This is a genomic window from Chelativorans multitrophicus, from assembly GCF_011317445.1.
GTDB lineage: Bacteria > Pseudomonadota > Alphaproteobacteria > Rhizobiales > Rhizobiaceae > Chelativorans > Chelativorans multitrophicus.
In genome coordinates this window covers 429,663-446,589 of record NZ_JAAAPL010000001.1, presented here as the reverse complement: position 1 = coordinate 446,589, position 16,927 = coordinate 429,663, and the positions used below count along the sequence as shown (strand labels likewise).

21 protein-coding genes and 2 tRNA genes are annotated in these 16,927 nt (G+C 59.1%); 16 read left to right on the top strand and 7 right to left on the bottom strand.

The features are described from left to right. Positions 1-58: 58 nt before the first annotated feature. The 9 genes from GNP00_RS02295 (at position 59) to GNP00_RS02255 (ending at position 8,028) form a co-directional block, all read left to right on the top strand. Positions 59-1,114, top strand: coding sequence for a LacI family DNA-binding transcriptional regulator (locus tag GNP00_RS02295; RefSeq protein ID WP_011580433.1), 1,056 nt, complete (start codon positions 59-61; stop codon positions 1,112-1,114). Then, positions 1,111-2,415, top strand: coding sequence for an ABC transporter substrate-binding protein (locus tag GNP00_RS02290; protein WP_011580434.1), 1,305 nt, complete (start codon positions 1,111-1,113; stop codon positions 2,413-2,415). Before GNP00_RS02295 ends, GNP00_RS02290 begins: the two co-directional genes overlap by 4 nt. A gap of 91 nt (positions 2,416-2,506) precedes the next feature. Then, complete coding sequence (locus GNP00_RS02285; protein ID WP_011580435.1) at positions 2,507-3,352, top strand: carbohydrate ABC transporter permease; 846 nt, start codon at positions 2,507-2,509, stop codon at positions 3,350-3,352. Next, positions 3,349-4,182, top strand: a complete 834-nt coding sequence (locus tag GNP00_RS02280; RefSeq protein ID WP_011580436.1) for a carbohydrate ABC transporter permease — start codon at positions 3,349-3,351, stop codon at positions 4,180-4,182. Before GNP00_RS02285 ends, GNP00_RS02280 begins: the two co-directional genes overlap by 4 nt. Before the next feature lie 13 nt (positions 4,183-4,195). Further along, positions 4,196-6,286, top strand: a complete 2,091-nt coding sequence (locus tag GNP00_RS02275) for an ADP-ribosylglycohydrolase family protein (RefSeq protein ID WP_011580437.1) — start codon at positions 4,196-4,198, stop codon at positions 6,284-6,286. A 10-nt stretch (positions 6,287-6,296) separates the two neighbouring features. Then, positions 6,297-7,355 (top strand): ABC transporter ATP-binding protein, encoded by a 1,059-nt coding sequence (locus GNP00_RS02270; protein WP_011580438.1) that lies wholly within the window; start codon positions 6,297-6,299, stop codon positions 7,353-7,355. 141 nt (positions 7,356-7,496) lie between these two features. Then, positions 7,497-7,573: transfer RNA gene (locus GNP00_RS02265), tRNA-Pro, on the top strand. A 55-nt stretch (positions 7,574-7,628) separates the two neighbouring features. Further along, on the top strand, positions 7,629-7,934 hold the full coding sequence (locus tag GNP00_RS02260; RefSeq protein WP_011580439.1) for an NADH dehydrogenase ubiquinone Fe-S protein 4: 306 nt from the start codon (positions 7,629-7,631) through the stop codon (positions 7,932-7,934). Positions 7,935-7,951: 17 nt separating this feature from the next. Beyond that, positions 7,952-8,028, top strand: a tRNA-Arg gene (locus GNP00_RS02255). Between the two features lie 107 nt (positions 8,029-8,135). Here the strand turns inward: GNP00_RS02255 and GNP00_RS02250 are convergent. After that, entirely contained in the window at positions 8,136-8,654 is a 519-nt protein-coding gene (locus GNP00_RS02250; protein WP_011580440.1) for a hypothetical protein, read from the bottom strand. 43 nt (positions 8,655-8,697) lie between these two features. Between GNP00_RS02250 and GNP00_RS23800 the strand changes: the two genes are divergently transcribed. From GNP00_RS23800 to GNP00_RS02240, 3 genes are all read left to right on the top strand, one after another. Next, positions 8,698-8,982: a BRO-N domain-containing protein gene (locus GNP00_RS23800; protein ID WP_041544583.1), complete on the top strand. Its 285-nt coding sequence runs from the start codon at positions 8,698-8,700 to the stop codon at positions 8,980-8,982. Then, the gene (locus GNP00_RS23945) at positions 8,916-9,170 is read left to right on the top strand and encodes a BstA C-terminal domain-containing protein (RefSeq protein WP_484482082.1); all 255 of its coding nucleotides are present in this window, start codon (positions 8,916-8,918) and stop codon (positions 9,168-9,170) included. The genes GNP00_RS23800 and GNP00_RS23945 overlap by 67 nt, the downstream gene beginning before the upstream one ends. Before the next feature lie 173 nt (positions 9,171-9,343). Next, positions 9,344-9,868 (top strand): hypothetical protein, encoded by a 525-nt coding sequence (locus tag GNP00_RS02240; protein WP_157038032.1) that lies wholly within the window; start codon positions 9,344-9,346, stop codon positions 9,866-9,868. A gap of 34 nt (positions 9,869-9,902) precedes the next feature. Here GNP00_RS02240 and GNP00_RS02235 read toward each other — a convergent pair whose 3' ends face one another. The 4 genes from GNP00_RS02235 to GNP00_RS02220 form a co-directional block, all read right to left on the bottom strand. Continuing rightward, the gene (locus GNP00_RS02235) at positions 9,903-10,136 is read right to left on the bottom strand and encodes a hypothetical protein (RefSeq protein ID WP_157038033.1); all 234 of its coding nucleotides are present in this window, start codon (positions 10,134-10,136) and stop codon (positions 9,903-9,905) included. 500 nt (positions 10,137-10,636) lie between these two features. Further along, positions 10,637-11,029: a hypothetical protein gene (locus GNP00_RS02230; protein ID WP_011580445.1), complete on the bottom strand. Its 393-nt coding sequence runs from the start codon at positions 11,027-11,029 to the stop codon at positions 10,637-10,639. Between the two features lie 136 nt (positions 11,030-11,165). Continuing rightward, entirely contained in the window at positions 11,166-11,426 is a 261-nt protein-coding gene (locus GNP00_RS02225; RefSeq protein ID WP_011580446.1) for a hypothetical protein, read from the bottom strand. Between the two features lie 223 nt (positions 11,427-11,649). Then, on the bottom strand, positions 11,650-12,399 hold the full coding sequence (locus tag GNP00_RS02220) for a DUF4336 domain-containing protein (protein WP_011580447.1): 750 nt from the start codon (positions 12,397-12,399) through the stop codon (positions 11,650-11,652). A gap of 344 nt (positions 12,400-12,743) precedes the next feature. Here GNP00_RS02220 and GNP00_RS02215 point away from each other — a divergent pair, with 344 nt between their 5' ends. The 3 genes from GNP00_RS02215 (at position 12,744) to GNP00_RS23795 (ending at position 14,216) form a co-directional block, all read left to right on the top strand. Beyond that, positions 12,744-13,175, top strand: coding sequence for a hypothetical protein (locus tag GNP00_RS02215; protein WP_011580448.1), 432 nt, complete (start codon positions 12,744-12,746; stop codon positions 13,173-13,175). A 223-nt stretch (positions 13,176-13,398) separates the two neighbouring features. After that, complete coding sequence (locus GNP00_RS02210) at positions 13,399-13,794, top strand: hypothetical protein (protein ID WP_011580449.1); 396 nt, start codon at positions 13,399-13,401, stop codon at positions 13,792-13,794. A 200-nt stretch (positions 13,795-13,994) separates the two neighbouring features. Further along, a complete protein-coding gene (locus GNP00_RS23795; RefSeq protein ID WP_083764431.1) occupies positions 13,995-14,216 on the top strand; it encodes a WGxxGxxG family protein in 222 nt (73 codons plus the stop codon). 102 nt (positions 14,217-14,318) lie between these two features. Here the strand turns inward: GNP00_RS23795 and GNP00_RS02200 are convergent, their stop codons facing one another. Next, entirely contained in the window at positions 14,319-14,504 is a 186-nt protein-coding gene (locus GNP00_RS02200) for an autotransporter outer membrane beta-barrel domain-containing protein (RefSeq protein ID WP_157038034.1), read from the bottom strand. Positions 14,505-14,990: 486 nt separating this feature from the next. Between GNP00_RS02200 and GNP00_RS02195 the strand changes: the two genes are divergently transcribed. Further along, positions 14,991-15,701, top strand: a complete 711-nt coding sequence (locus GNP00_RS02195; RefSeq protein WP_011580450.1) for a hypothetical protein — start codon at positions 14,991-14,993, stop codon at positions 15,699-15,701. A 13-nt stretch (positions 15,702-15,714) separates the two neighbouring features. Here the strand turns inward: GNP00_RS02195 and GNP00_RS02190 are convergent, their stop codons facing one another. After that, positions 15,715-16,881: a cystathionine beta-lyase gene (locus GNP00_RS02190; protein ID WP_011580451.1), complete on the bottom strand. Its 1,167-nt coding sequence runs from the start codon at positions 16,879-16,881 to the stop codon at positions 15,715-15,717. Positions 16,882-16,927: the final 46 nt, after the last annotated feature.

The window sequence follows — 16,927 nt, the reverse complement described above, 5'->3', positions numbered from 1 at the left end:
AGGTTGACTCCGTTGTTACGTATCAGTATCCATTGCTACGTAGCAAAAAAGAGATCGGATGTCTCAAAGAGCCACGCAAAAACAAGTCGCCGAGAGGGCAGGCGTCGCGCAGGCGACGGTCTCGCTTGTCCTCAATGGCGGCCGCGACAAGGTGGCGCCCGAAACAGCAGAGCGCATCGAGGCGGCGATTTCCGAGCTTGGCTATCAGCCGAACCGCTTCGCACAGGCGCTTCGCACCAAGCGGACCCATGTCATCGCCTGTGTCGTGCCCGACCTTACAAACCCTTTTTACCCCTCGCTCGTGGTCGCAGTGCAGAAGATCGCCCGCGCTGCAGGCTACGAGGTGGTGACCATCGACACCGAGGGAGAGCTTGCCAACGAACTGCAGGTGATCCTCGCCGCCCAGCAGGGCCGGTTCGACGGAGTCGTCGGCGTGTTCTTCAAGGCCAACGCCCGGGATCTCGCTCCGCTCGGCAAAAGCGGCGTGCCCGTGGTCCGTATCGAGGTCAGCCGCAAGGCCGGCGGCCCGCTGCCGATTGACGATCTGTTCATCGACAATGTCGCCGCCGCCCGCGCATTGACGCTCCACCTTCTCGAGCTCGGCCATCGGTCGATTGCCATGATCGCCGCCCCCGGCGGACCGCAGCAGGTGCGCCTGCAAGGTTATCTCGAGGCGATGGCGACGATCGGGGCCGAGCCGATTGTGCTCGAAGCCGCTCATTTCACGCTGGAGGCTGGACGCGAAGTCGCCGACCGGCTGATCGAAAGCGGCCGCTCCGTCAGCGCCATTATCGCCGCCAACGACCTGATGGCCATCGGCGTCATGCAGGGGCTGGCGGCCAATGGGCTCTCGGTGCCTGGCGACGTTTCGGTGGCCGGCTTCGACGACATACTCGCCGCAGCGCTGGTCACCCCGGCCCTGACGACCGTGGCGCAGTTTCAGGATCGGCTCGGCGCCCGCGCCGCGGAAAAGCTGATCAAGCGCCTGGCTGGCGAGCCTACGGCCCCGGGCCAGGCGGAGGAAATGGCCTACGAACTTATCATCCGCGCTTCGGTCGCACCGTTTACGGCGCGGCCGGACCAAACGCATCGAACAGGGGAGGAAATATCATGATCAGGCTGAAGCTTTTGGCAGCCACCGCATTGATCGCCGGCACCGCGCAGATGGCCGCCGCACAGGAAAAGGTATCCTGGTGGTATGAGCAGGCGACGCCGGACCAGCAGAAGCTGATCCAGCAGCACATCGTCGAGCCCTTCGCAAAGGCGAACCCGGACTACAACCTTGTCATCGATTATCGCGGCAACGAGCTGGACAAGCAGTTGCGGGTCGCGATGCTGTCTGGCAACGGCCCTGACGTCGTCTATACCGCTGGCCCGAGCTATGTGGCGCCGATGGCCCAGTCCGGCCAGCTGATGCCGCTCGACGACTATGCCGCGAAGTACAAATGGCAAGACCGAATCCTTCCGGTCTTCCTGAAGATGGGCGAATATAACGGCAAGATCTACGCGCTCCCCAAGACCTACGAGACGCTCGGCCTGTTCTACAACAAAACGCTTTTTGCCCAGAAGAACTGGCAACCGCCGAAGACGCTCGACGAGCTGGAAACCCTGGCCGACGCCATGCTGAAGGATGGCATTACGCCATTTGCCGCTGGCAACGCCAATTGGCGCGGCGCCAACGAATGGTTTGTGACGCTAGCGCTCAACTCGGTCGCCGGCCCCGAAAATCTCAACAAGGCCCTGCGTGGCGAGATGCCCTGGACGTCCGAGCCTTTCGTCAAGGCGATCGACCGGCTGAATTCCTGGTGGCAGAAGGGCTATTTCGGCAAAAATTACTTCTCGCTCACGAGCAGCGAAGATACCGCCGATGCTATGGCCACAGGCAGGGCCGGCATGATGCCGACCGGCACCTGGCAATTCCAGAATGTCGCTACTTACGGTAAGAAGGCAGGCAGCGATGCCGGCTTCGTTGGTTTCCCGAGCGCTTCGGGCGATCCGGTTTTCCCGCTCGGCATCGGCTCGACCTTTTCAATCGCCGCAAAGGCCAAAAATCCGGACGGCGCCGCTGCCGCCATCAACTTTGTTTTCTCGCCCGAGGTTTACGGCACGATGAACTCGGCCTGGCAGGGTGAGTGGAACATCCCGCTGAAGGACATCTCCAACGTCAAGATGGCGAGCGAAGTCACGCCGCTGTTCACGGAGACGATGAAGAGCCTCTCAGCCGCCGTGAATGACGGCAAATACGGCTACTCGACCTGGACCTTCCTGCCGCCGGCGACCGACAGCTATCTCATCAACGGCATCGAAGAGGTCTGGCTGAACAAGATCACGACTGCCGATTTCCTCGCCAAGATAGACGAGTCCTTCCAGAAGGAAATGAAAGCCGGCAAGACTCCCGCCGTTCCGGCCCGCTGATCCGCAGATCTTAGGGGCCTGGCCTGCCCAGGCCCCCACATTCCCGCTTTTCCTGGTGGCGCAGGGCGCTCGACGCCTTGAAAGGTACGCTATGCACCGACTTTATGTTTTGCCGACATTGATCATCAATGCCGTCATAATTGCCATTCCAGCGCTGCTCACCGTCGCTCTCGCCTTTTTTGAATGGGACGGAATCAGCACGCCCGTCTTTGTCGGCCTCGACAACTTCCGGGCGCTCTGGGACGACAGCGTCTTCTGGACGGCGCTGACCAACAACATCATCTGGACGCTGATCTTCCTGACGGTGCCGATCGCCATGGGGCTGCTTGCGGCAACCATGATGCTGGTGGCGCGCCGCGGCTCGAAATTCTTCCAGGTCATCTATTTTCTGCCCGTCATCATCGCCACCGCCATCACTGGCCGCGTCTGGCAGGCCATGATCTATTCGCCTGTAACGGGCGTTACCGGCCTCTTGCAGCGCATGGGCATCGATATCTCCAACCCGCTCACCGAGACGTCGAGCGCACTTTACGGCATCGCCGTCGTCGACCTCTGGCACTGGTGGGGCTTTCTCTGCGTGATCTTCTTCGCGGCGCTCCGCCAGGTGCCGGCAGAGCAGATCGAAGCCTCGCGCATCGAAGGCGCGACCTTCTTCCAGACGATCCGCTACGTGCTTCTTCCAGGCATCATGCCGACGATCACGCTGATGATGATCATGACAGTCATCTGGTCGTTCCTGGTCTTCGACTTCGTCTACATCCTGACCCAGGGTGGTCCCGCCTATTCCTCCGAAGTGCTGTCGACCTTCGCCTACCGTTCGGCCTTCTACGATCTGGCGGTCGGAAAGGCGGCAGCGATCTCCGTCGTCATCAGCCTGTTCGGTCTGGCGGCCACCATCTTCTATATCCGCGCCCAGGCGACGGAGTTCGAAAAATGAACATTTCCGAAAGCCGCCTCACCTTCGTGATCGTCTACATCACGCTGTCGCTGCTGCTCGTCATCACGCTGTTTCCGATCGCGCTGACGGTGCTCAACGCGCTGAAGCCTTCTGCCGAGATCGTCCAGAACCCGCTGGCGCTGCCATCGATCATCCGCTGGGATAACTTTACCCGCGCCTGGACGGACGCGAATTTCGGCACGACGCTCGTCAATTCGGCCGTGCTCACGGGCCTGACGATTATTCTCGTCTGCACCACGGGCTCGCTGACTGGCTATGTGCTGGCACGCCAGAAGATCAAGCGCTGGAAGATCCTGACCTTCTATCTTCTGGCGAGCACCACCGCGCCAATCCAGCTGTTCCTCTTTCCGCTCTACTTCGGCTTTGCCCGCTTCGGGCTGGTCAACAATCCGGTTGCCGTTGCCTTCATCTACACGGCGGTCTATTCGCCCTTCGCGATCATGCTGCTGCGCACCTATTTCCTCGCCGTTCCGAAGGAGCTGGAGGAATCCGCACTAATCGACGGGGCCACGCATTGGCAGGTCTTCCGCCGGGTCTTCCTGCCGATCGTCTCGCCCGGAATTCTCACCGTCGCGCTGATCGTAGGCCTTAATGCCTGGAACGAATTCCTGATCGCCACGACCTTCCTTCAGGGGCAGGACAGGCTCACCGCCGTGGTCTCCTTCTTTCTGCTCTCCGGCCAATACTCGTCCGACTGGGGTGAGATCATGGCCGCTGCGCTCATCATCATTCTTCCCATCGTAATCCTCTTCGTCCTGCTGCAGCGTCACTTCATCGAGGGAATGGCCGGCGGCTCGGTGAAGGGCTGACAAGGAGTTTTGCATGTCCATTCCCGCAGATTATACGAACCGCGTCTATGCAGGCGTTCTCGGCAAGCTGATCGGCGTCTATCTCGGCCGCCCGTTCGAGAACTGGCGCTACAAGGATATTCTCGAAAAGCTCGGCCCGATCACCTACTATGTCCACGACCGCCTCGGCGACCCGCTCGTCGTCACAGACGATGACGTGGCCGGTACCTTTACCTTTCCGCGTGCCCTCGACGACTATGGTATTTCGCCGGATCTTTCGTCCGAAGACATCGGCAAGGCATGGCTCAACTACATCATCGAGGAGCGCTCGATCCTGTGGTGGGGTGGCGCGGGCAATTCGACCGAACACACCGCTTGGCTCAATCTGAAGCGCGGTATTCCGGCCCCGGCCTCCGGCTCGATCGAGGTCAACGGCCCGACCGTCGCCCAGCAGATCGGCGCGCAGATCTTCATCGACGGCTGGGCGTTGATCTCGCCGGGCAACCCGGCGCAGGCCGCAAAGCTGGCGCGGGCGGCAGGCTCCGTCAGCCATGACGGCGAGGCCGTCAACGCCGCCGTGCTCTGGGCGGCGATGGAGGCGGAAGCCTTCGTCAGCAAGGACGTCGATCACCTGCTCGACACGGGCCTTGCCCATATCCCGAAGGACAGCTTGATCGCCAAGCTGATCGCCGACATCCGCGAATGGACGTCCGGCAATGATGACTGGGAAGCGACGCGCCAGAAAATCGAAGACAATTACGGCTACGACAAATATCCGGGCATTTGCCATGTCGTACCGAACCATGCGCTGATGATCATGGCGCTGCTGCATGCCCCGCACGATTTCCAGCGCGGCCAGATGATCGTCAACACCTCGGGCTGGGATACCGATTGCAACGCCGGCAATCTCGGCTGCCTGTACGGCATCATGCTCGGTCTCGACGGTCTGGATGCCGGTCCGGACTGGCGGGGCCCGGTCGCCGACCGCCTCTACATGTCGACGGCCGATGGCGGCCGGTCGATTGCGGACGCGGTCGAAGTCTCGCTGTGGCTTGCCAATCTCGGCCGCAAGCTCGCCGGTCAAGCGGCAGACCCGGCGCCGAAGAATGGCGCGAAGTTCCATTTCTCGCTGCCCGGCTCCGTCCAGGGATTTCGCGCGCAGCCCGGCGAGACGGCAATCGACGGCCTCAAGGTCACCGGCACCGGCTCGGCTCTGGCGATCGATTATCTGGCGCTTGCGCCCGGCCGCGAAGCGGCAGCGACCACGCCCGTCTTCACGCCGCTCGAAGTCACCAAGATGCGTACCTACGACCTGATGGCAAGCCCGCGCATCCATGCGGGGCAGACGCTGCGCGCGACGATCAGCGCCGATGCCGCCAACAGTGGCGCGGTCGAAGCCAAGCTCCGCATCCGCCACTATGACGGCAGCGACAATCTCGTCGATATCGATATGTCCAACGGAAAGCTGCTCGGTCCGGGCGGCACCGGCACGCTGGAATGGACGGTTCCGGCAACCGGTCATCAGCCGATCGCCGAAATCGGCATCGTGCTGACCGCGCCGCAGGGTCGCGCCAACGGCCGCGTCCTGGTCGACGCGCTGACCTGGGACGGTTGCCCCGATGTGACCTTCAAGCGACCTGACGATGGCGGCGATTTCTGGCGCCGGGCCTGGGTCAGCAACGTCCATTTCTTCTCGAAGAAATTCCCGCAGGATTTCCGCATCAGCCAGAACCGTGGAGAAGGCATGATCCTGCAGGGCACGCGCGATTGGACCGACTACGCCATCGAAGCCGACATGATGCTGCATCTCGGCGATCATGGCGGCCTCGTCATCCGGGCAGAGGGCCAGCGCCGCTATTATGCGGCCCTGGTGACCCGGAAGGGCGAACTGCAGATCGTCTGCCGCAAGGACGAGAAGCAGACCGTGCTCGCTTCCGCTCCGCTCCGCGTCGAGTTCGAAACCCGCTTCACCATGAGGTTCGCCGCCAAGGGCGGCGAGCTTTTGGCCAAGGTCGGCGAGACCGTGGTCGAGGCCGATGACCAGACGTTCGGCGGCGGCTCCGGCGGCCTGATCATCCATGAGGGTGCCCTGTCGGCCACGCGCATCCACGTCGGCGCCGCGTAAGGAGAACTTCATGGCAAGCGTTACGATCGACAAGGTCGTCAAGCGGTTCGGCAGCGCCGAGATCATTCACGGCATCGACGTGGCGATCGCCGACGGCGAGTTCGTCGTCCTCGTCGGCCCGTCCGGCTGCGGCAAGTCAACCCTGCTCAGGATGATTGCAGGTCTCGAGCATATTTCAGGCGGCACGATCTCGATCGGGGGAAAAGTGGTCAATAACCTGCCGCCGAAGAGCCGCGATATCTCGATGGTGTTCCAGAACTACGCGCTCTACCCGCATATGACGGTCGAGGAGAACATGGCCTTTTCGCTGACGCTTGCCGGCGCCAGCAAGGCGGAGAAGGAAAAGAAAGTCCGTGAAGCAGCCGAGATCCTCGGCTTGGAAAACCTGCTTCAACGCAAGCCGAAAGCGCTTTCCGGCGGTCAGCGCCAGCGCGTCGCCATGGGCCGTTCGATTGTTCGCAATCCGCAGGTCTTCCTCTTCGACGAACCGTTGTCGAACCTGGATGCCAAGCTTCGCGTGCAGATGCGCGGTGAGATCAAGAGCCTGCATCGGCGGCTTGGAACGACGATGGTCTATGTCACCCACGATCAGGTGGAGGCAATGACCATGGCTGACCGCATCGTCGTCATGCAGAGCGGCCGGATCGAGCAGATCGGCTCGCCGCTGGAACTCTACGACCGCCCGGCCAACGCCTTCGTCGCGCAGTTCATCGGCTCGCCTGCCATGAACCTGTTTGCCGCCACGGCAGGGAATGGTCAGCTGATCCTCCAGAACGGGCAGCCGGCGGGGCTTGCCGCTCCGACTGGCGTTCGCGATGGCCAGAAGGTGCTGATCGGCAAGCGGCCGGAAGAGATCGTCCTGAGTTCTGACGGCAATCTCGAGGCTGTCGTGGAAAACATCGAACCGACCGGATCGGAGACATTCATTGAGCTGAAGCTCGGCGAACAGATCGTCTCGGCGGTTCTGCGCGAGCGGCCCTGGTTCGAGGTTGGCAGCCGCCAAAAGCTGTCGCTCGCAACGGGCGCGGTCCACATCTTCGATGCCGAAAGCAGGAAGACCCTGACTTGATGGGGATGGGCACGTAACGAGGCGTCAACCGCTGGCGCAGGTTACCCCTTACCAAGGGACGCCGTTTGCCCCACATATGCCGTGAAGCGACGATTTCACGCTTGCATGCCATGTCTTGAGACTATAGGGGTTTTTCCGCTTCGGAGCGTAGCGCAGTCTGGTAGCGCATCTGGTTTGGGACCAGAGGGTCGCAGGTTCAAATCCTGCCGCTCCGACCAAGCTTTAGGCAATCGGTGCCGGCTCTGCCGGTTACCGGAATTGGGGAAATTGTCAGTGTCCGCGCGCATCTATCGCCCTTCGCGAACCGCCATGCAGTCCGGCACCGCCAAGACGGGCCAATGGGTGCTGGAATTTGAGCCGGAAACGCCGCTCAAGATCGATCCGCTGATGGGGTATACAAGTTCATCTGACACCAGGAGACAGGTGCGGTTGAGCTTTGCCACCGAGGAGGAGGCGATCGCCTATGCTCAGCGTAACGGCATCGCCTATCAGGTCGAGCCTGAGAAGCCGGTGCACCGGCGCCAGGTTTCCTACGCGGAGAATTTCCGCTATGACCGCAAAATTCCGTGGACGCACTGAGTTCGCGTTCCGCGCTCGGCCCCGTAGCTCAGTCGGATAGAGCACCGGCCTTCTAAGCCGATGGTCGCAGGTTCGAATCCTGCCGGGGTCGCCATGGAATCAATGAATTAGCCTGGACCGCCGGGCAAATCCGGAGCTACCAGCCGCGTGGAAATGAAGCCGGGCCGAGATGCGCGGCCCGACAATATTAATCGACCGCTATTACTGGGCGTAGAGAATAAGCTCGCCATTGGCGCCGAGATCGGCAGCCACCACGCTGTCGATATCGCTCTCGTCCAGTTCGGAAAGACCCAGGCTTTCAAGCTCTTGTTGGAGGCTATCAATGGAGGACTGACTTTCAGAAATTGCGCTTTGCAACTCCTGTCGCTGCTCCTCATTCAGATCGGAAAGGTTCACTATCGAAACCCTGGTGTCGGGGGAGACTTCGCCGAGGTTGGAGTTACCCGACCTGAGAAGCGAGAGCACGGAGGCAAACTGATCATCCCCGATGCTGGCGGTTGTCTCCTCATCGACCTGCTGTCCCGGAGCATAGTCGCGAGCACTCTCGCCGTCTGCCTTCATCTGACCGGGGGCAAGATCACGAGCGCTTTCGCCATCTGATTTCATTTGCCCCGGAGCATTCTCGGAAGCACCCGGCGCGGAATCGGAATTATTCTGTGCCACGGCTAGAGCAGTTGAGGCAAGTAGACCAGCTGCTGCCAAAGCGATGAGTCTTTTCATTTTCACACTCCTGTTGTGAGATCCCGTCCCGGGTCCACGAACAATGACCTGCGACGTCATGTTCCCATCGGCTGCTGCTATTCAGGCCGCCGTCGGAATTACCGACGTCATCGGGCGTCAGCAAAAGACGACCATCATCAACGAGTCAGGGCTGTATTCGGTGATCCTTCAATCATCGAAACCAAAAGCGAAGCGCTTCAGAAAATGGATCACTTCCGAGGTATTGCCTACTATCGGAAGACCGGTTCTCACTATGGGCGCATGCCCGCCTTCATTCGGCGCTACAATGCCAATTGGGACCGCATTGATCCGGGTTACTTCTCTGTGATTTCGGAACTGGTCATACGTCTCTGGAGCCGGACTGTGCGCGCCGGATTGTGTCCTGGCCGGCTTCATCATGGACATCATCACGCCAACGTCATGCGCGCTAAGATCCCAGGCAGTGTGACCTTGCAAAACAGATTCAGTCTGTTAATGCGGATGCGGGCAAAATGGGGAAGCTTGGGGGCGGGCTAATGAGCCATCCAATAATCGTGTCCTACTATACGCGGAATACAGCGTACGAAGGTCACGCGGCTGAGCTAAGGAGATCAATAGATAAGCTTGGCTTAGACTGCAGAATTGAGCCGCGTGAGGCAAAGTCCTCTTGGGTTGAGAACTGCGCGCAGAAGGCTCAGTTCATCAGGGAAATGCGAGAACGCGAAAGTCGCCCCATTTTGTGGATTGATGCCGACGCCGTTCTACGGCGACCCTTGCATGAATTGGTAGATTCCGATGCCGACTTTGCGACTGTCCGGCGTAGGGGATGGGAGATCAGTAGTGGACAAGTATACTTCGGCACTGGCTCGAAAGCGGAAGCCCTAATCGACACATGGTGCAAATACTGCCGCGACTATCCATACATCTGGGACCAAGTATCCCTCGGCTATGCCTGGTGGGATACGTCTCTGCGACTGAATCTGAACACGCTCTGGTTAGATGAACGCATTCTGCTCATCCTGAACCGAAAGTCATTCAAGCGCTTCTTCCAGATCGCATTCAATCAGGCAGCGATCATTCACAAACAAGAGAGCCGCCGCTCGAAAAAGAATCATAGAAAGATCCTTCCAGAGTATCGCAACGATATGCTGCCTGAATGGTGGAAGGAAGCGGCGAGGAAGAATGCGCCTTTCCCCGTAGGGCAAGAACGATTAGATGAGCTCGGCTTAGGTTAGCGCGCGTTGAACGTGTGCGTGCTATTTTGCGCTCCTATATGTTGGGAAAGATTGCCTGGAAGCCGATCCAGAGGAGCCAAAGGACGCCCGAGACGATGGCCAAGAGGACAGCGCCGCCGACCTTTGAGGTGGCACCGTCCATGGCTAAGCGAAGTCTTCTCAAAAACCGGAAATCCTCGCGCGCCTCATCCTGTAGCTTGGCGTCACGACCTGCACCATCATTTCGATGCCTGCGGAAAAACCAATGGCGCAGATCCACGACCGACACCGGCTATCCTGCACCCGCGGCCTATGATCAGTGGCTGGACCCGGCTTCCACGATCGAACGGCTCAAACCGCTCCTCCGCGAACACAATCTGGATGGTCAGCTTCAGTTCTACCGCGTGGGGCGCGAGATCAACAGCTCGCGCATCCAGGGCGATGCGAGCTGCATCGCACCGGTCGATTCGCTCTGATGCAAAAAAAACCGCCGGCCGGAGCCAGCGGGGCGCAAATTAGGGGTGAAAGTTCACTCAGGTACAGAATACTTCATCATGCATCTGTTCCGCGGCACCCGCAGCGGCTGCCAGAAGGGATTTTATCTCGAAATCACCTTCTTGCTTTGCTGTTTCTTCCAAGTTCCGAATAGCCGTTTCAATGGCTTGAGCTATCGTTATTCGCCATTGCGAGTCCCACGTCACCATGGTTCTCAGCAGTTCCGCCAAGACCACATATTGTGCAATCGTGTAGGCCCGAATTGAGCGTTGTTCCCGTCCATAGTTCCTTCCTTCAAGTCGACAATTCATTTTCCGCCAAGGGCGGAAAACGCCAATTGAAGGTTTGAGGTGGTGGCGTGATCAGTTCCGTGAAGTGCGAAAAGGACGAGGCTTTCGCCGCCACCAGAGCCGAGGCTTTCGCCGCCACCAGAGCCGAGGCTAATTCCCCGCAAGGCCGGGGCAGAAGCTGAGTTTGAATGGCCTTCGCGATATGGCATCCTGTGCTTTCGTCTTCCTCTGACCCAAGCACATCAGATGAAGCGTGGATCAGGCCATCATGCGAGGAGGCGTGGGAGTGGCCCTGCAATCCCTTTTGGTGGGGCGCTTCGGTATGGACCTGCAGAGACAAGAGCACGATCATCAACGCGATGAAGTCGGGGCGGCAACGCAGAACCCCTAGACGCATTTTTCGCAATCCAAACCCTCGTGCTCCACGACCGTCAGAGCTGCCGTGCTTCTAGTTTCGCCCTCTGCGACAAGACCCCTCATTAAGTCAAGACGAAAACTGCGGCGATTTTGCTCATCTTGCATGAGGGGGTGCTTCAATAACCAGTGTTGGCCCTTTTTCGTTTTCCAACGTAAGCCTCCGCCTTATCGAGGGCTGCAATCACCTTCTCGGTGTCGGCCGCCTCGCCCTTCGCCATCTCCCGGTCTGCTATTGCCAGGTGAAACCGCATCTTGCGGATCATCACTTCGAGCGGGGTTGCCCCTGTCGCAGCAACCTTAGCCTGACGCTCCTGCGTTGCCTTGTTCGGTGCGCCGCGTTTACGCCCAGCGCCTTCCCGCTTGCCACCGCGAGACATGTTTGATTTCCTCAGGTGGGGTTTGATTGTTTTTCAAATGGAGGATGCGTGCGGAGCCGCGAAGGTCTTCGCGCTTCTGATGGCGCCGACATCTGCTTGAGCCGCCGCGCCTCTCATTGGCACTGATCAGCCGAGCTCCCGCAAGAGTTGCACTTCCTGATCAAGCACCTGGGCGATTTCCTCTCTCCCCCATGTGGGTGAGCATCAGTGAGATCGCATCAAGCTAATCAAGAAGCCAGCCAAAGGACCGTTTCAACTCGGCAGCGCCATCGCGTTCGATCCACTTCCCATGCGCAAGAATGATGCGCTCTGGGTTCCACCCGATCATGGTCTCAACGGCGGCCTTGAGCTGTGGCTTCTGCCTTGAATAGGTCAGCCGCATGTCTCGCGGCATACCACCATTTGGGGCCAGCACGCCGCCGGCCCTGGCGAGCCACCGCCACCACCATGAAAGCTTCTTCGGCTCAAAATTCTCAATGAAGTCCGTGAGCACCAGCGTCCGGCTGGCGGGGTGGAAAAACTCTACCTCGGTCATGAAGCTGCCCGCGACCGGCAACGTCTTTATTTCTTCGTCCCACGGATAGCCGGTCTCTTTTGTGAGTTCCGGGGCGTCGAAGTCGATCCTGCCCTTGGCCTGTTCGCGGATGCGCGGTGCGAGCCAGACCTCCGCTTTTGGGAACGCAGTGCGCCACTCAGGGATCCACCAGTAATGAATTCTATTCGGACCAACAATATGCCGTACTTCCCCAATGTTTGCGATTTCAGCCTTCAAGCTATCCGTCAGTGGTGTCGGCGAGTGAATGAACAGTGCCCTCCTCTTCGATCGGATCACGGTCATCCGCGTCGGGAACTGCATTTTCAAGGGCGCCATACCGAAGCGGATCATCGGGCCGTCTACGATCCAGACGTCCTTCGCTACAGGCTTGAGCGTGTCGAGCGGCGCGTATGTTACGCTGTTGCATCCTTTAGACATGCCCCAATGTGCAGGCAGATGCGTGTAGAAGAGCTTAACCCCTCGCAGAAGCCGCGTGGAATACAACCAAACCAGACTAAACAAATTCAACTCAAAGTTTGCGCACTTCTCTGCGCGCGAACCGGCAAAAACTGCTTTATTTCTGATGCCCTGCCTGCGCTTGATCTCGACCCAGCCCACCACGCACCGCGTGCGCTGTCGCGCATCTCGATCACAGGACGCTCGTCCGTGCGCGCTCGCGTACGACATTTATGTTTCTTCCTTCAACGGTTCACATACGTGTCGCCATCGGTTACGCTCAGGTTGCAAACGGAAATCTTCCGTGAATAACAAGGGGAGAAAAAATGTCGAAATTCATGCAAAGCTGGGAGGCTTATCAACCAACGAAGACGCTTTGGTTTTGGTCGTGCGTGGGCACGGCTGTCGCAACGATGGTAATTGGATTTACCGTTGGCGGCTGGACCACCGGCGGAACGGCGACAGAAATGGTAGAAGAAGCACGGTCGAAAGCTCGCGCTGAACTCGTCGCCAACCTGTGTGTCGATAACTTTCTGTCTGCCGCAAACGCCGAGAAGAACCTGGCCCAACTGAAAGAAGCGAAATCCTGGGAGCGCGACGACTTCATCAGCGCCGGCGGCTGGTCTCAATTCACCGGCCTAAAGGAACAAGTCGCGTCTGCCGACGATCTATGCGCAGCCCAATTGGTGGCAATGGAAGAGGTGCCAGCACGTGTGGTTGAGCCAGAACCTTCCGAGGCGACGAGCACCGAGGGCTGAGCTCGCAGAAAATTAGCTACACGTCGTGAACGGGGGAAGGGTTGAAGCATAAGCATCTCCTTCCTCCCACTTTAGATGGGTAGCGACGCTGTCTGGATCTGATTGCACCGGCGTGTTGAACGAACAGCCTGGCTTCTGAGGCCGAGCGGTCCTCATCGCCCCGTCCTTGTCGGTCAGTGGCATCCATGCTTTCCTGATGAGATGACCAATTAGGACCTAGCTGATGCAACCGAGTACGACTTTAATTCTTGGGGCGGTCGCGGCGATAATTGCTTCGATATCTCCAGCTTCGGCAGACTCCCGGAAGTGGGTCGCAGTTGACGACCTGAGAAGATACACCTGCCCCTCGGTAAAGTGCGGCGTCGTCGGCCGCTTCTTCTTCCGGGAAACGCTACAGATTTTTGAGGCCGCGGATGGATGGTCGAGGATATCAAACTACAAGACGGCCGGGTGCTTTGATGGAAAGTCATTGTACGTGGAGACTGGCCCCAGCGATTGCTCTGCCGAGAATGGCGTTGCGAACGGCAAGTTTGCTGAGTGGGTGAAGTCAAAGTTCCTGGTAAGCGAGCCGCCAATCGAGCCGATGAAAAGAGGTCCCGAGGATATTGGCGAGGGGTGATTCCAGCAACCGCCCTCTTCCTACTTTCTGCTCCTACTGTCGGCTGTTGCTGGGGGCTGAGATGCCGTCCCGGCCATTCCTTTAGCCCCTGCCGTCGGAAGTAGCCCGGCGACTGGGCCGAGTTTGCCGCCCCGATAGCCCCACAGGAACAACAGTCACACCCATCTGTTAGGCCCGCGCTTGAACAATGGGAGAATGCAATGCTTACCAAATCTCTATTCGCCCTAATGGTAGCTGCCAGCTTAACCGCAAGCGCAGCACCTGCCTTTTCGCAAGAGACAACAACACCACCTGCCGGAGCCGAGGACACTGGCGAAGACTTCGACTGGGGCTGGTTGGGCCTTCTTGGCTTACTGGGCTTAGGAGGTTTAATGGGTCGCAGCCGGCGTAACGACACTGTAGGTCGCACGAACGTCAGGTGATGGGCTACGGCGTGGGGAGCACCGCACCCCCGCCACCCTCGCCGAAAGTTGAGCGTATGGACTCCGGCAAAGGCCGCACCGCCGCAAGCCGTTTCTATTTCTTCAAAGCATCCCGAGGCTGAGTGCGTAGCTAACGCCATCATTGCCATCCGCAAGCAACAGGCCTGCTGTGCTGGAACTTAGATCGCTGTCGAACCAAGTGACCTGCGCCTGACCATCGAGATAGAAGCCGTTATTGGCATACCATGTCAGCGTGCCGCCCACTCCCGGACTGACAAAATGCAACAATTCAAATACCTATAGAATCTGTGGGACAATTCCTGACTCTTGTTTCACTATGCTTTTGAAATCGATCTTCCCACCTGATTGTCTCCCTTAACCCTCACTACCTGCTTCACACAAAAGCGATCCATGAAAATGTGCGCCGGCGCATTGGGATTTCCAATAACGGCGCGGCGACACACTTGTAAGTTGATGAAGAAGAGGCCATGTGGGGAGGTTATGGGTCTATGGCCCATAAAGCAGCGGCCCGGTCGGTGTTGGTAGCACGCCAACCCCCCGCGATGCAGCAGCCCGGCTAGATGATGACGAAAAGGATGCCCAGCACGGCACCGCGCCGCAGGGGCGCTGCGTTGCATTGCAACGCGCTCGGCCCCACGGGTTCACCGCTACGGCGCGTCGGAGAACTATAGAGGCCCGCAGCTGCCAATCTCTGGCTTGTGCAACCGGCAATTCTGTAGGAGAGGGAGATCCTCCATCAGGATCGCACCCATTATGAGAAATTTCCGCGCTTCACTTTTCGCAGCCTTTGTTGCGATGCCGCCTCATGCTGCTGCCGACGATGCCGTGCAGAAGGAGGATCCGGCTGCGGCTTTTGAAATGCCTGCCGCGGAGGAGGTGGTGAAGGCGGATGGGCTTCCTCCTGTCGGAAAATGGATGATTGACCCAAACGGCCATCTGGCCAGCTGGCTTGGCGCCAGCTATGAGGGCAAGCAGCTGCAGGAGCCGATTAACGTCATCATCGTCGACCGGCTGTCAACCTCGCCCGAGGAGGCAAAGACCCAGCTTGTTCAGGCGGCTGCTTCCGCGGGCTATCCGAGCCGGAAGGGCCATTCCAACGGCTATAGCGGCTTCATTGGGGACAGATTTTATTCCCAGCTTCCCGAAGAAAAGGATCACGCGTTCTCGAATGCACCCTACGAGTTCGACAACAATCACGGCCGGATATTCGGGCCGCATTCGTATGATGACGCTTACGTGTTCATCGGCGCCTTCAGTCGCGAGCGCATCGTTGCATTCGCTAAGCTCAAGCACCAATACGCCTCGTTCGATAGGGCGCGCGACGACTTCTCACAAAGCCTCGACAGGGCAACCCGTTACAAGATCTCCGGCTTTGTCGACATGGGGAACGCAATTGTCGGAAATGCCCATCTAACAACGGGTGATCATGACGGCCAGGCGGTGCTGATCGAACGGAGCGAGTAGCGCGCCAAAGGCTCTAGCGTAATCCCGTTGCTCTAAGCCCATTTTCGATATCGGCCTTGAGGTCAGCCGCGTCTTCCAGCCCAATCTGAAGCCGGATCACCGGCCCTGGAAAATTGCCCTTTGCAACCCTGCGATCGGCCAGCGAAACATGGACCGCGAGGCTTTCAAATCCGCCCCAGGAATAGCCGAGCCCAAAAATTTTCAGCGTATCGAGAAATGCGTGCGCCTCCTTCTCTCCACCGCCAGAGAGAACGAAGGAAAAAAGGCCGCTCGCGCCCGAAAAATCTCGTTTCCAGATTGCGTGTCCCGGATGCGAGGGGAGGGCGGGATGGAGCACCCTTGCCACGCCTGGCATGCCTTCCAGCCAACGCGCGATTTCGAGCGCGCTTTCCTGATGGCGCTCAAGCCGGATGCCCATCGTGCGAAGCCCCCTCAGCACCTGGTAGACATCGTCGGGCCCAGCGCAGGTGCCGAGGGTAATGAAGGCATCGTGCAATCGTTCCCAGGAGCTTTCGTTGGCGGAGACCGTGCCGAGGAGAACGTCCGAGTGCCCGCCGGGATATTTGGTGGCTGCGTGGATCGATACGTCGACTCCGTGGTCCAGCGGGCGGAAAAGGAGCGGCGTCGCCCAGGTATTGTCCATCATCACAATGGCGCCGCGTGCACGCGCCGCGGCGGCTATGGCTGGAATATCCTGAATCTCCATTGTGTTTGAACCCGGGGATTCGGTGAAGACCACCCTCGTATTGGGCTTCATCAGGGCTTCGATCTCCCCGCCCACGAGAGGATCGTAATACTCCACCTCCACGCCGAAACCCTTGAGCATCGTGTCGGCGAAGCGGCGTGTCGGATGGTAGACGGAATCGACGATGAGCACGTGGTCGCCGGCTGATAAAAAAGCGAGCAGCGGGACTGTCACCGCCGCCAGCCCCGACGGCACAATGATCGTACCGGCAGAGCCTTCGAGTTCGTTGATGGCGGTTGCCAGCGCATCTGTTGTAGGCGTCCCACGCGTCCCGTAGGTATATTTCTGGCTCCGCGAAGCCATTGTCGCACTGTCGGGAAAAAGCACCGTCGAGCCGTGCACTACAGGCGGATTGACAAAGCCGTGGAACGACAAGGGATCATTGCCCATATGGGCAAGCCTGGTGTTTATGCCGCCGCTTTTATCCGAGGCCATTTCAACACTTCTCCCTCAATCCCTTGCGGTATGATTTCGGGCTTAA

Bases quoted from the DNA above. Each gene is read 5' to 3' on its own strand.
- GNP00_RS23945 (WP_484482082.1), top strand. From the start codon at position 8,916: ATGCCCGCCTTCATTCGGCGCTACAATGCCAATTGGGACCGCATTGAT.
- GNP00_RS02190 (WP_011580451.1), bottom strand. From the start codon at position 16,881: ATGGCCTCGGATAAAAGCGGCGGCATAAACACCAGGCTTGCCCATATG.
- GNP00_RS02215 (WP_011580448.1), top strand. From the start codon at position 12,744: ATGTCGAAATTCATGCAAAGCTGGGAGGCTTATCAACCAACGAAGACG.
- GNP00_RS02230 (WP_011580445.1), bottom strand. From the start codon at position 11,029: ATGCGTCTAGGGGTTCTGCGTTGCCGCCCCGACTTCATCGCGTTGATG.
- GNP00_RS02195 (WP_011580450.1), top strand. From the start codon at position 14,991: ATGAGAAATTTCCGCGCTTCACTTTTCGCAGCCTTTGTTGCGATGCCG.
- GNP00_RS02280 (WP_011580436.1), top strand. From the start codon at position 3,349: ATGAACATTTCCGAAAGCCGCCTCACCTTCGTGATCGTCTACATCACG.
- GNP00_RS02250 (WP_011580440.1), bottom strand. From the start codon at position 8,654: ATGAAAAGACTCATCGCTTTGGCAGCAGCTGGTCTACTTGCCTCAACT.
- GNP00_RS02270 (WP_011580438.1), top strand. From the start codon at position 6,297: ATGGCAAGCGTTACGATCGACAAGGTCGTCAAGCGGTTCGGCAGCGCC.
- GNP00_RS02290 (WP_011580434.1), top strand. From the start codon at position 1,111: ATGATCAGGCTGAAGCTTTTGGCAGCCACCGCATTGATCGCCGGCACC.
- GNP00_RS02295 (WP_011580433.1), top strand. From the start codon at position 59: ATGTCTCAAAGAGCCACGCAAAAACAAGTCGCCGAGAGGGCAGGCGTC.
- GNP00_RS23800 (WP_041544583.1), top strand. From the start codon at position 8,698: ATGACCTGCGACGTCATGTTCCCATCGGCTGCTGCTATTCAGGCCGCC.
- GNP00_RS02240 (WP_157038032.1), top strand. From the start codon at position 9,344: ATGCGAGAACGCGAAAGTCGCCCCATTTTGTGGATTGATGCCGACGCC.
- GNP00_RS02275 (WP_011580437.1), top strand. From the start codon at position 4,196: ATGTCCATTCCCGCAGATTATACGAACCGCGTCTATGCAGGCGTTCTC.
- GNP00_RS02225 (WP_011580446.1), bottom strand. From the start codon at position 11,426: ATGTCTCGCGGTGGCAAGCGGGAAGGCGCTGGGCGTAAACGCGGCGCA.
- GNP00_RS02210 (WP_011580449.1), top strand. From the start codon at position 13,399: ATGCAACCGAGTACGACTTTAATTCTTGGGGCGGTCGCGGCGATAATT.
- GNP00_RS02220 (WP_011580447.1), bottom strand. From the start codon at position 12,399: ATGTCTAAAGGATGCAACAGCGTAACATACGCGCCGCTCGACACGCTC.
- GNP00_RS23795 (WP_083764431.1), top strand. From the start codon at position 13,995: ATGCTTACCAAATCTCTATTCGCCCTAATGGTAGCTGCCAGCTTAACC.
- GNP00_RS02285 (WP_011580435.1), top strand. From the start codon at position 2,507: ATGCACCGACTTTATGTTTTGCCGACATTGATCATCAATGCCGTCATA.